General features: G+C 48.9%; 14 protein-coding genes. 11 read left to right on the forward strand and 3 right to left on the reverse strand.

Annotated elements, in window-relative coordinates:
• Window positions 1-15: 15 nt before the first annotated feature.
• The gene (locus IPL32_13815; GenBank protein ID MBK8466901.1) at window positions 16-960 is read right to left on the reverse strand and encodes an aspartate carbamoyltransferase catalytic subunit; all 945 of its coding nucleotides are present in this window, start codon (window positions 958-960) and stop codon (window positions 16-18) included.
• Between the two features lie 70 nt (window positions 961-1030).
• Window positions 1031-1582 carry a bifunctional pyr operon transcriptional regulator/uracil phosphoribosyltransferase PyrR gene (pyrR, locus tag IPL32_13820; protein ID MBK8466902.1) on the reverse strand — a complete coding sequence of 184 codons (552 nt, stop codon included), beginning with the start codon at window positions 1580-1582 and terminating at the stop codon, window positions 1031-1033.
• A 116-nt stretch (window positions 1583-1698) separates the two neighbouring features.
• On the opposite strand from pyrR, the gene IPL32_13825 reads away from it, so the two are divergent.
• From IPL32_13825 to IPL32_13875, 11 genes are all read left to right on the forward strand, one after another.
• Window positions 1699-2769 carry a quinone-dependent dihydroorotate dehydrogenase gene (locus IPL32_13825; GenBank protein MBK8466903.1) on the forward strand — a complete coding sequence of 357 codons (1071 nt, stop codon included), beginning with the start codon at window positions 1699-1701 and terminating at the stop codon, window positions 2767-2769.
• Window positions 2770-3262: 493 nt separating this feature from the next.
• Window positions 3263-3775 (forward strand): DUF177 domain-containing protein, encoded by a 513-nt coding sequence (locus IPL32_13830; protein MBK8466904.1) that lies wholly within the window; start codon window positions 3263-3265, stop codon window positions 3773-3775.
• Window positions 3776-3855: 80 nt separating this feature from the next.
• Complete coding sequence (rpmF, locus tag IPL32_13835; protein ID MBK8466905.1) at window positions 3856-4041, forward strand: 50S ribosomal protein L32; 186 nt, start codon at window positions 3856-3858, stop codon at window positions 4039-4041.
• 109 nt (window positions 4042-4150) lie between these two features.
• On the forward strand, window positions 4151-5131 hold the full coding sequence (locus IPL32_13840) for a ketoacyl-ACP synthase III (GenBank protein MBK8466906.1): 981 nt from the start codon (window positions 4151-4153) through the stop codon (window positions 5129-5131).
• A 19-nt stretch (window positions 5132-5150) separates the two neighbouring features.
• Window positions 5151-6083: an ACP S-malonyltransferase gene (gene fabD / locus IPL32_13845; protein ID MBK8466907.1), complete on the forward strand. Its 933-nt coding sequence runs from the start codon at window positions 5151-5153 to the stop codon at window positions 6081-6083.
• A 15-nt stretch (window positions 6084-6098) separates the two neighbouring features.
• Complete coding sequence (locus IPL32_13850; GenBank protein ID MBK8466908.1) at window positions 6099-6335, forward strand: acyl carrier protein; 237 nt, start codon at window positions 6099-6101, stop codon at window positions 6333-6335.
• Between the two features lie 72 nt (window positions 6336-6407).
• Window positions 6408-7649: a beta-ketoacyl-ACP synthase II gene (fabF, locus tag IPL32_13855; protein MBK8466909.1), complete on the forward strand. Its 1242-nt coding sequence runs from the start codon at window positions 6408-6410 to the stop codon at window positions 7647-7649.
• Window positions 7650-7741: 92 nt separating this feature from the next.
• A complete protein-coding gene (locus tag IPL32_13860; GenBank protein MBK8466910.1) occupies window positions 7742-8518 on the forward strand; it encodes an electron transfer flavoprotein subunit beta/FixA family protein in 777 nt (258 codons plus the stop codon).
• Window positions 8515-9483 (forward strand): electron transfer flavoprotein subunit alpha/FixB family protein, encoded by a 969-nt coding sequence (locus IPL32_13865; GenBank protein MBK8466911.1) that lies wholly within the window; start codon window positions 8515-8517, stop codon window positions 9481-9483. The genes IPL32_13860 and IPL32_13865 overlap by 4 nt, the downstream gene beginning before the upstream one ends.
• A gap of 138 nt (window positions 9484-9621) precedes the next feature.
• Window positions 9622-10224 carry an HtaA domain-containing protein gene (locus tag IPL32_13870; GenBank protein ID MBK8466912.1) on the forward strand — a complete coding sequence of 201 codons (603 nt, stop codon included), beginning with the start codon at window positions 9622-9624 and terminating at the stop codon, window positions 10222-10224.
• A gap of 245 nt (window positions 10225-10469) precedes the next feature.
• On the forward strand, window positions 10470-11075 hold the full coding sequence (locus IPL32_13875) for a hypothetical protein (protein ID MBK8466913.1): 606 nt from the start codon (window positions 10470-10472) through the stop codon (window positions 11073-11075).
• Between the two features lie 172 nt (window positions 11076-11247).
• Here IPL32_13875 and IPL32_13880 read toward each other — a convergent pair whose 3' ends face one another.
• Window positions 11248-12603 carry an acetyl ornithine aminotransferase family protein gene (locus tag IPL32_13880; protein ID MBK8466914.1) on the reverse strand — a complete coding sequence of 452 codons (1356 nt, stop codon included), beginning with the start codon at window positions 12601-12603 and terminating at the stop codon, window positions 11248-11250.
• Window positions 12604-12769 lie beyond the last annotated feature (166 nt).

A 12769-nucleotide genomic window follows, 5' to 3' on the forward strand; every position in this document is an offset into this window, starting at 1 on the left:
TTATTCCCCTTAATTCTAGTTTCCCATAGTGCCGCCGGTTGCTAAATATAGTACTGCCATGCGAACGGCGACGCCGTATTTTACCTGATCTAAAATGAGTGAACGAGAGCTGTCGGCTACGTCGGACGAGATCTCGATACCGCGATTCATCGGGCCGGGATGTAAGACTATTGCGTCTTTTTTTGCAAGATCGAGACGTTCGTTTGTCAGGCCGTAGTGGATCGCGTATTCGCGAAGGGTTGGGAAATATGCCGAATCTTGACGCTCGCGTTGGATGCGTAGGATCATCACTACGTCGGCTCCGACGATGGCGTCCTCAATATGGCCACATACCTGTAAATCTTTTTCGACAAGATGTTGGAAGTCTTCGGGTACGAGCGTTCCGGGGCCGGCGACCCGGACTTTTGCACCTAATTTTGTTAACAGATGAATGTTAGAACGTGCGACGCGGCTGTGTAGAATGTCGCCGACGATAGCGACCTCAAGGCCCGCAATTGTTTTTTTGTGCTCTCGGATCGTCATCGCGTCAAGCAGTGCCTGAGTCGGATGTTCGTTGGAGCCATCGCCGGCGTTGACGATAGCGGCTTTGCTTACTTTTGCAAGCTGATGCGGAACGCCTGCGCTCGAGTGACGAACCACAATACAATCAGGGGCCATCGCGTCGAGATTTAATGCGGTATCTAAGAGCGTCTCGCCTTTGCTAAGGCTGGAAGAGGACACGCTAATATTAACGGCGTCTGCTGAAAGTCGTTTAGCCGCAAGTTCGAATGATGTGCGTGTGCGGGTTGAGGCTTCGAAAAAAAGATTGATGATCGTCTTGCCGCGAAGGGCCGGAACTTTTTTGACTTCTCGTGTTGAGATCTCTGAGAAATTTTCAGCCGTGTCGAGAATGCCGATGATTTCCGCGGAGCTCAAATTGCGGATTCCGAGTAGGTCGCGTCTTCGGAAGGGCTTTTCCATTTGGTTACTCGCAGCCTGGCAGTCTGCGTTCCGACAAAAAAGCAAGGTGTTTACCTTGCTTCAAAAAAAACTAACTTGTCGGCCTTTCAAAAATGCCAACGGCTTCAACATCGTCAAATTCTTTTAGCATGACCTTAATGATCTCGTCCGGCGTTGTTTGAACGTAACTTCCCACAAAATCGGCTTGGATCGGCAGCTCACGATGTTCTTTGCCACGGTCGATGAGGACAGCAAGTTGGACGCGTTTTGGGCGGCCAAAATCCATCAACTGATCGAGAGCTGCTCGAATCGTTCTGCCGGTATAGAGCACATCGTCCACCAAGATGATCTTCTTGCCCTCGATGTCATGTTCAAGTTCTGTGCGATTGACGATCGGGTTGGCTCCGACGGTTGAGAGGTCGTCGCGGTAAAGGGTAATGTCGAGAATACCATAGAGCGGACGCTCGCCTTCGAGGGCTTCGATCTTTTCGACAATGCGTTCTGCAAGAGGCACGCCCCGACGGCGGATGCCGACTATGTAAAGATCTTTAGGGCCGCTGTTTTTCTCAACGATCTCAGTGGCAAGCCGCCGCAGGGCTCGCTTCATTGCCGCCGAATCCATGATCCGCGACTTTTCAATCAGATGTAGTTCGTCTGCCATTAGAAAGCAAATCGTAGCAAAGGGAAGTTGAAAGTTCAAAGATTGGAGTTAGGAAGTTTTGATTAAAGGTATGTTCAACTAGAATTTAATCGACTGTTATGTCCAAACTTTGGCAAAAACTGATTCGACCCATTATGTTTGGTTTGGACGCCGAGCGGGCGCATGAACTTGGGATCGAGGCGTTGAAACTCGGACTTGGCGGGCTTGCATCCGGCTGGAAAGACGTTGAGTTTGACCCTACAGAGCTATTTGGGCTGAAATTTGCGAATCCGCTTGGAATCGCCGCCGGATTCGATAAGAACGGAGTCGTTGTCAATCAACTCGCTTCAATGGGATTCGGATTTGTCGAAGTTGGCACGGTTACACATAAACCGCAGCCGGGAAATCCGAAGCCGCGAATGTTTCGGTTGCCGGAAGACAAAGCGTTAATCAACCAGCTTGGATTTAACAACGACGGTGCTGTGGCGGTGGCTGAACGGTTGAAGAAACTAGATCGTCGATGCATTGTCGGCGTGAATATCGGCAGGAATAAAGACGTTCCAAATGAAGAGGCGACAGAAAATTATCTGAAGTGTTTTGAGATAATTCACGGGGTTGCCGACTATGTTGCGGTCAATGTCTCGTCGCCAAACACGCCAAATCTTAGAGAACTACAGCGTGGCGACAGTTTAGAAGAACTTCTCGGAGCGTTGAAAAATCGAAATGTAGAGCTTGGAACAAAGCCTTTGCTTGTGAAGATCGCACCTGATCTTACTGAGGGCGAGATAGAAACTGTTGTCGATATTGTGTTGCGATTTGAAATTTCGGGAATTATTGCGACGAACACAACGATCTTGCGCGACGGCCTGGTCAGCCAAAATATCGAGCAGATCGGTGCAGGTGGATTAAGCGGAAAACCGCTTGAAAAACGTGCTAACGATCTCATATCCGCAGTATTTCGTCACACAAAAGGCAGGCTGCCAATAATCGGGGTCGGCGGGCTTTTTACTGCTGAAGATGCATTTGCAAAGATCGCTGCAGGGGCTTCGCTGATTCAGGCCTATACGGGCTTTGTTTATGGCGGGCCTGGGTTTGCAAAGGAAATCAATAATGGCCTGTCAGGTATCATAAAGAGGCGAGGATTTAGGACCTTTGACGAAGCGGTCGGTACGGATAGCGGCTTTAGATAAGCGGGGGAAAATACTGTCTGATGGTTACTGAGTTTAACTGCCAGCTAGACCCGTTAGTCTTGTTTTTTGACATTTCTTGAATTTCTGCGGTCTTTTGCGGGGAAAGAATATCCCGCAAATAGGCCACGAAAGCAAAGTAGAACAAATTAAAGTGTCAAAAGGGCAATCGGAGACCCCCAAAAAGCCATTTTACAACCCCAAAAAGCCATCGAAAAATTGGGCAGCTCTGCATAGCTTATGTGCTCGTTCACCATTTTGCTGTCATCGACTCATCAGACCTCTTGATAGTACTCTTCATCGCTGCATGCATGTCTCTTGGCCATCTCCGCGGGAAAATACCTCCGCCATCCTCCAAAGAAAGCAAGTTAAGACAAAAGGGAAAGGACTCAAAATCCCGATCAAGACACTGGCAAGCCCGTTCGCAGGTTGACACTCTACACCCAGACACTATAATTACCCTTTGCCTTTTGGCTACTAAAGGCAGCTTTTGACAATGATCATCGATCTGGACAGTGTAGGAAAAGTTGCGAAGGCTATCGCGATCGCATTCGATCCTGCGGAGATCGATCTCGAAGGCGAAGATGCGACGCTCAAGGGCAAGACCGAATTTGCGGGTGAATCGCAGCGACTGGATGGCAAAGCCCATATCCGTGGAGCGATCAGGGCAGATATTTTGCTTAATTGTACGCGGTGTCTCGAACCCGTTGAGAATCAGGTCGAAGTTGTATTTGAAGATATTTTCGTCAATGCAATCGAAGAGCCAAACGCGGATGAGATCGAGGTCGGAGTCGACAAGCTTGACGAATCGCTGGTGATCGACGGCAAGATCGATATTGCAGAAGTAGTTCGTGAGCAGCTTTTGCTGGCTTTGCCGGAGCAGGTTTTTTGTAAGGAAGATTGTAAAGGTTTGTGTGCGAAATGCGGTGCGAACCGAAATTTGATAGATTGTAAGTGTGCCGACAACGAGATAGACCCTCGTTGGGCGGCGTTGAAGAATTTGAACTAGCCGCGAAAAGGCGTAAAAGTCATTAACATAACTTTTGCGATTCTTGTGCTTTTTGCGGCCAATTATTTTTGAGGTAACTAATGCCAAATCCAAAACGACGACATTCACATGCACGCACGCGTACGCGTCGTGCTCACGACGCTCTGACAACGCCGCAGTTCTACACGGATAAAGATTCGGGCGAGACAAAGGTGCCGCACCGCATCGATGCAAAGACCGGAACATACAAAGGCCGAAAGATAATCGACGTCAAAAACGCGGAATAAAAGTTTCTAGAGTTTATTGAATTCGTAGAGTTTATAGAGTTGAAATCAGAAAACTCGACGAACTCAAAAAATTCAACAAACTCAATAAACTCCATGAACTCAATAACTAATGGTTAATGCGGGAATCATCGGGATGGGACACGCTTATCCGGACGGTATTTTAACGAATGCCGACCTGGAAAAGATCGTCGATACCAACGATGAGTGGATAACCACGCGCACCGGCATCAAGCAGCGCCATAAGGCCGCACCCGACGAATACACTTCGCAATTCGGAGCAAAGGCAGCGACGTTGGCGTTGGAACGTGCAGGGCTTGATGCGACTGACATCGAAATTATTATTTGTGCGACGACGACTCCAGATCAAATAATGCCTTCAACCGGTGCGTTGATTCAGGCAAAAATCGGAGCGACAAATGCCGCCGGCATGGATGTTTTTGCGGCGTGTTCGGGTTTTTTGTATGGTTTGACGATGGTCGATTCAATGATCAAAACAGGCCAGATCAAGCATGCATTGGTTATAGGTGCGGAAGTTCTTACTAAGTATGTTGATTACACAGATCGCGGAACGTGCGTAATTTTTGGTGACGGTTCGGGAGCTGCGGTGCTAGGGCCGGTGCCGGAAGGTAAAGGAATTCTCGCGACAAAGATACGTTCTGACGGCCGTTACGAAGATCAGCTTTATTCTCCCGGCGGCGGCACGAAGCTCGGAACCACACATCAAACAATAGATAACGGCGATCACTTTTTTAAGATGAAAGGCAATGAGCTTTTCAAGGTTGCCGTGCGTTCGATGGCAGATATTTCTGCGGAAATGTTGGCAAAGGCTGGTTATACGGTAGATGATGTCGATCTTGTCATTCCGCATCAGGCGAATCAACGGATAACCGATGCCGTTGCGTCACGACTTGGCGTGCCGGAAGAAAAAGTTTATTCGAATATTGCCCAGCATGGGAATACATCTTCGGCGTCGATACCTATCGCGTTGGATGAATGCATACAATCAGGCCGTGTTAAAGAGGGAAGTCTTGTGCTGTTGACCGCGTTCGGCGGCGGAGCTACTTGGGGCGGAACGGTGGTTCGATTTTAGATTTTGGATTTTAGATTAAATGTCTAAGAGCGCTTATATTTTTCCGGGTCAGGGATCGCAATCCGTCGGCATGGGAAAAGATCTATTTGACAATTTTACGGCGGCTAGAGAAGTCTTTGAGGCGGCCGACGATGCTCTAGGCTTTTCGTTGTCGGAGATGTGTTTTTCTGGTGACGAGGCTGAGCTACAGCTAACGGCTAATACTCAGCCAGCAATTCTGACTGCGTCGGTCGCTGCTTATCATGCAGCAATGGCAGAAGGATTGCCCGAACCTGATTACGTTGCAGGTCACAGTCTGGGCGAGTATTCGGCGTTGGTTGCTGCGGGTGTTTTGGATTTTGCCGAAGCAGTGCGAACTGTTCGTAACCGCGGGACGTATATGCAGGAAGCGGTTCCGGTTGGCGTCGGTGCAATGGCCGCGATACTTGGTCTCGATGTCGAAACTGTCGAGGCGGCCTGTACAGAGTCTTCTCAAGGACAAGTGTGCAGTCCGGCTAACATAAATTCGCCATCGCAAGTTGTTATTGCGGGGAATGCCGAAGCGGTTGATCGTGCGTGTGAGATATTGAAAGAAAAGGGAGCGAAACGAGCGATAAAGCTAAATGTCTCAGCTCCTTTTCATTGTGAATTGATGATGCCTGCACAAAAAAGGCTCTCAGAGGATCTCGCGGAACTAGAGTACGGCGACTTTGTGTTTCCGATATTGCATAATGTCGATGCGATGATGAATACTGATGCATCGAGCGTTTGCGACAGACTGACGCGACAGGTTTCGTCGCCGGTGCGATGGCTCCAGACGATCGAGAATATGACCGCTAACGGTGTCGGTAAATTTATCGAGATCGGCCCTGGCAAGATTTTGACGGGATTGGTAAGACAGATAGCTAAGGATGTCATCTATACCAACATTGAAAATACTGAGAGTTTGAGAAATACTTTAGAAACGCAATAAAAAATAGGAGAAAATATGTCAGAAGTACAGGATAAGATCAAACAGATCATCGTCGACGAACTCGGGGTCGATGAAGCGGAAGTTACGGAAAACGCACGTTTCATCGAGGATCTCGGTGCGGATTCACTTGACCTCGTCGAACTCGTGATGCGCTTCGAAGAGGAATTTGATATTGAAATTCCCGACGAAGACGCAGAAAAGATCCAAGGCGTCCGCGATGCATACGCATACGTGGAACAGCACAAAGGCTAATTGGCAGGCAGTGAATCGTAAATGTGAATAGTATTTTTCTATTTGCGATTCACAGTTCACTAATCACGATCTATGAAACGTCGAGTAGTAGTTACAGGACTCGGTTTGGTTACGGCGTGCGGAAACGATGTGCCGACGACTTGGAGCGCGTTGATGAACGGCGAGAACGGTGCGGATTACATTAAGAAATTCGACGCCGAGAAATATTCGACCAAATTCGCGTGTGAAGTTAAGGATTTTGATCCGTTGAGTTTTCTTGACAAGAAGGAAGCTCGCCGAATGGGTGCGTTTACGCACTTTGCTTTGGCGGCATCTGACGAGGCGATGAAACACAGCGGCCTTGTCATTGATGATTCGAACGCAGAGATGATCGGTACTTATATAAGTTCGGGTATCGGCGATTTTTGGGCGATCGAGCGTGAACACGAAAAGCTTCTCGCCTCTGGCCCTGATCGTGTATCGCCGTTCTTTATTGTCTCGGCGATCGTCAACCTTGCATCGGGCAATGTTTCGATACGACACGGTGCAAAGGGGCCGAATTCAGCGACTGCAACAGCTTGTTCGGCCGGTGCTCACGCTATCGGTGACAGTTTTCGCTTGATCGAACGCGGTGACGCTGATGCGATGATCTGCGGCGGTGCAGAGAGTGCTATCACTCCTATGTCAGTTGCGGGTTTTGCATCGATGCGTGCTCTTTCATCACGAAATGACGATCCGAAGCACGCCTCTCGTCCGTTCGATCTCGAAAGAGATGGGTTTGTGATCGGTGAAGGCGCAGGATTGATGATCCTTGAAGAACTTGAATTTGCCAAGGCGCGTGGTGCCAATATTCTTGCCGAGATCGTTGGTTACGGAATGAGCGGTGATGCATTTCACGTAACAATGCCGGATGAGACTGGTTCCGGAGCGATTCGCGTGATGGAGCGGGCATTGAAGGATGCAGGAATTACAACTGAGCAGATCAACTATATCAATGCTCATGGCACGTCGACACCTTACAACGATAAATTTGAGACGCTGGCTATCAAGAAGGTCTTTGGCGAGCGAGCCTACGAAATTCCGGTTAGTTCTACAAAATCAATGACCGGCCATGCTCTTGGAGCTGCGGGCGGCCTGGAGGCAGTATTTTCGGTAAAGGCGATAATGGAAAATAAATTGCCGCCTACGATCAATTACGAATTTCCCGATCCAGATTGTGATCTCGATTACATACCCAACCAGGCTCGTGAGGCTAAAGTTGATTATGTGTTGTCGAATAATTTTGGATTTGGCGGAACCAATGCTTGTTTGATCTTTAAGAGGTATGAAGACTAGTTCGGCAGCCCGAGCATAAGCAAAAGCGTAACACCCGACTGTGAGAGTTACGTGCTTGTTTATGCCCGGGCTTCTGCATTTGAGCTACAAAAATGAAAATTATTGTTTTAATGAAGCAAGTCGCCAATAAGGATGCGGTTCTTCGCATTGGGGGCGACGAGAAGTGGATTAATGAGGCTGACATTTCGCAGCAGACGAACGAGTCTGACGGGTACGCTCTTGAAGAGGCTCTGCGGACTGTTGAGGCTAAAGGCGAAGGTGAGGTTGTTGTCTGTACGCTCGGGCCTCAGACGGCCAAGACCGTCATAAAAGACGCTCTGGCTCGCGGAGCTAACCGTGCGATTCACATTGTTGTTGAAGACAGCAAGACGCTCTCAGCGTATCAGATCGCAAAGACCATCGCGGATGCTATTCGTGATGAGAACGCCGATCTTGTGTTTACAGGATTACAGTCCGATGATGCGAGCTATGGCCAGACGGGAGTGATACTTGCCGAATTGCTCGGCATACCGCATGCGACTATTGTGATCGAGGTTGATAGAGCAAGCCTCGGCGATACGCTTCGCGTCAAACGCGAGCTTGAGAGCGGTTGGTATCAGTGGTTCACGTATAAGCTGCCTTCGCTGCTTACGATCCAATCCGGCATCTCACAGATCCGTTATGCATCGCTCAAGGGCATTATGGCCGCGAAGAGCAAGGAAATTCGTGAGGTCACACCTTCAGTCGAGGCATTTGCTTCGGCAGCGAAGATCGAAAAAGTTTACATGCCTCTGAAAACAAAGCAGACGCAAATACTCGGTAACGGCGACGCTAAGGCCGGTGCCGTCGAGTTGGTCGAAAGGCTTAGAACGGAGGTTCGAGTTATATGATCTTAGTATTTATCGAGCACAAAGACTGCGTCCTAAATAAGACCTCGCTTGAGGCGATCGTGGCGGCGCAGAGCATTGGAAAAGACCTCGGGCTAAAGGTCGCGGCTGTTCTGCCTTGCGATAAGGATTGCGCGTTGGCACAGGAGATCGCAGGTTATAGTCTCGAAAAGGTGATTGTTGCCAAGAACGAGAAGCTTGGAACATACACGCCTGATGGTTACGCTGACGCCTGGGAGCAGGTTATCAGAGCCACGAATCCACAGTATGTTGTGATGTCGCATACATATCAAGTGCGTGATTTTGCACCGAAGGTTGCAGCAAGGCTTGGACGTGAAGTTGTCGGCGATTGTATTCGTTACAAGGCCGAGGGCGGAAAACTAGTTCTGAGCCGGCGCATTTTCCTTGGGAAACTCGATGCAGATGTTACTATCGGCGGCGATGCTCCGTATTTTGTGACCTTCCAATCAGGTGCTTTTCGCGGCGAGAATGCCGAAAACGGAACTGCTGCGGTCGAGACAATGAATGTCATGGTCGGCGATATTCGTATGACTCCTGAGGCTCCGTTTCAGGAGGCTAAAGCGACTGTCGATCTCACCAAATCCGAGATCATCGTTGCAGTCGGACGCGGCATCAAATCGCAGGAGAACATTGCACTTGCTCAGCAGCTTGCAGATGTTCTAGGTGCCGACCTTGCCGCCTCGCGTCCGATCTGCGATAGCGAATGGCTGCCAATTGACCGGCAGATCGGTTCGTCCGGGCAGACGGTCGCACCGAAGGTTTACATTGCCCTCGGCATTTCAGGCGCTATCCAACACATCGTGGGAATGAAAAACGCAGGAACAATTGTTGCCATTAATAAGGATTCCGAAGCGCCGATCTTTGATATAGCGGATTATGGTATTGTCGGCGACCTTTTTGATGCCGTCCCTGTAATGGTAGAAGAGATCAAGAAAGCGAAAGGTTAAAAGAGCTAAAAAAAAACTCCAGATATTCATGCTCGCTTATGGCGAGCATTTTTTTTGAAAAAAAGTGAATCCGTTTCAACAAGGTTGCCGAAATCCATATTTCGTTCATTAACTTTATTTATTTTAAGGAGAATAATTATGAAAAAAATCTTTCTTTTGATTGCGATGCTATCAATTTCAGTCGGCCTGACGTTCGCACAGTCGAACAATCGCCCATCCGGACAAACAACCCAGATTGAACTTATTCACGGCGGGACTTCGGTTGAGCTAAGCTCTGGCTTCATCGGGGCACTAACCGCGCTAAATATAGCTCCCGGCAAAGTATTTCCAGCTAGGATTCGCAACGGAATCGCAACTTTTCCGATAACAGACGGAACACTTGATCGTCAAACACTCCGAGGAGAGATAGCGCACAATGGCGGCCTGACCTTAACGAGAGGTGCCACCAAGGTTAAACTGAAGGGCTTTACCATTGACACCACCGGTACAGGCGGAATCATCCTGACGGGACTTGTATCTGCTAACGGAGCTGTTGTTGGTCGTATTCCTCTGTTTGACCTAACCCTTCCAACTAGTTCGTCTATCTTCCTTGATATCGAACGTGTGGATTTAGACAACGTGTCAGTAACACTCAGGCCAGAGGCAGCTACCGCGCTGAACGCTGTGTTCGAAACCAACGCTTTTGTCGCCGGCTTCGGTATCGGAACTGCCCGTGTACGTGGCTTCGGGTACGGCGATTAAGAACATCCATCCAAAAATCCTCTATTTTTCCGCATCTTATACATTCCAACAAGCGGTTCCGGCTATCCGGAACCGCTTCCTGATGCAAAATCGCCGCTTCGGAAGCAGATACTTGGAAATAGGTTTCTAAATTGTAAAATTTTCTACTTGTCGGATTTTTTTTGAAAAAAATTGAATCCGTTTGACCTCGCTTATCGAAAGCCATATTTCGTTCGCTAATTTAATTCAACTTAAGGAGAATAATTATGAAAAAAATATTTCTTTTGATCGCTATCCTATCAGTTTCTGTCGGTCTGACTTTTGCACAGTCAAATAATCCAGGTGGACAACAGACTTCGCCCCAGATAGAGCTTATTCACGGTTCGACGAGTGTCGTTCTCAGCTCTGATTTCATTGGCGCCCTAACATCTTTGAACATCGCACCTGGTAAGGTATTCCCCGCCCAATTGCGAAACGGTAAAGCAACTTTCCCGATTGCGGACGGAACTCTTGACCGTCCAACACTTCGCGGTGAGATCATTCACAGCGGCGGCCTTACTTTGACGAGAGGCTCCACGAAGGTCAAGTTAAAGAGCTTTATTATTGATACCACGGGAGCTTCCGGAATTGTTTTGACTGGACTTGTATCGGCCAATGGATCGGTCGTCGCACGTATTCCGCTGTTTGATCTGGCGCTACCCGCAAATTCGAATTCGGGATTTGGTTTGGAGCGCGTGAATTTGGACGACGTTTCGGTAACCCTCAGGCCTGAAGCTGCCGGAGCATTGAACGCAGTTTTTGAAACCAACGCATTCGTCGCGGGATTTAACATCGGAACGGCGCGCGTCCGTGGTTTTGGCTACGGCAACTAATATAAACCATCCAAAATACCCATATTTTCCTGCATTCTGAGTCAATTCACCAAGCGGTTCCGACTATCGGAACCGCTTCCTTTTCGTGAGGAAGCTATAGGTTGGCCAACTAATAAGGCTGCGATCTTTGTTGAACGCAGCCCCAATTTCTTTATCAAATATATTAGTTGTGCTATACAGAAGCGGCGATCGCTTCGTCGAATATTTCTAAAGCAACATCGACATGTTCCTTTGCAAGGATCAAAGGCGGTGACCAGCGGATCGAGTTATGGCCGCAGCCTAGAATGATCAGGCCGCGTTTGTAACATTCCATTTCGATCGCGTCGCGGAGTTCGGGAGCGGGTGTGAGGCTCACTTTATCGGTTACGAATTCTACACCGAGCATCATACCAAAACCGCGAATGTCGCCGATGCAATCGTATTTTTGAGCCAGTTTTTGCAGACCCTCTTCGAGATAAGCTCCAACATCACGGCTGTTATCAACTAGGCCGCCTTGCAGCAACTCGATAGTTTTAAGAGCAGCGGTCAATGCGACCGGATTGCCGCCGAACGTTGAGGCGTGAGCACCTTTGTGCCAATCCATGATGTCGGCTCGGGCGATGCAGGCACCGATAGGCATTCCTGAGCCAAGTCCTTTCGCAAGACACATAATGTCTGCCTTTACGCCGGGATAATGGTCTAGGGCGAACATCTTGCCAGTGCGGCCCATTCCCGACTGCACCTCGTCAATGATGAGCATGATACCGTTTTCGTCGCAGATTCGTCTTAACTCTTTAACAAACGCGAGCGGTGCAGGAATGTAGCCGCCTTCGCCCTGAACGACTTCGAGGACGATGCCAGCTACTTCTTCAGGCGGCGTTGTTGTTTGGAAAAGACGCTTTTCGATCCATTTGACGACGTCGCGTGTTATCGTGGCTTCGTCAGTCGGCATATCGGTCGCGAAGTGTCGGAATTTGTTTGGATATGGAATGTGAACGACATCGAGTGCCTGCCGCATAAAACCAAGACGCTGTGCCTTTTTAGAAGAGGTCAGACTCAATGCCCCAAGTGTTCTACCATGGAACGATCCGAAAAACGAGATGAATTTCTGTCGTCGTGTATGATACGTCGCGACTTTCAAAGCCGTTTCGACTGCTTCGGCACCGCTGTTGCCGAAATGGGTTCTCGTTGGTCCTTCGATCGGGCAGATCTCTTCCAGCTTCTTTCCAAGCTCCGGCATGTGCCTGTAATAGAAATCGGTGCCGCAAAGATGGATCAACTCGCTGACTTGTTTCTGAATAGCAGCAACGATCTCCGGATGGCAATGGCCCGTCGAACAGACGGCGACGCCGGCATTACAGTCGAGAAAGGTATTTCCATCAGGATCGGTGATCCAAACGCCGCTTGCGTGATCGACAACCAGTTTGTAATCGGGCCGTGGATAACTCGGCGTGACGTAGCGGGAATCAGCGTCGATGATCTCGCGGGACTTTGGTCCTGGCAACTCAGTTTTAATTGACGGTCTTTGTAATTCTTGTGTCGGTGTCATGATCTTTTCTCCTTATGTTTAGAGTGCACGATTTATCGTGTCTTTGGTTGAAAACGAAGACAAATTGAGGGTTGAACTCTGAACGGAGAATTAGTCACCGGCGAAGAGATTCGCTCGCTGCTTCATAGGACGGAGTTTTGAAATGCAACGTGAGGTCATAGGAAAT

It is taken from the genome of Chloracidobacterium sp. (assembly GCA_016711345.1).
Classification (GTDB): Bacteria; Acidobacteriota; Blastocatellia; order Pyrinomonadales; family Pyrinomonadaceae; genus OLB17.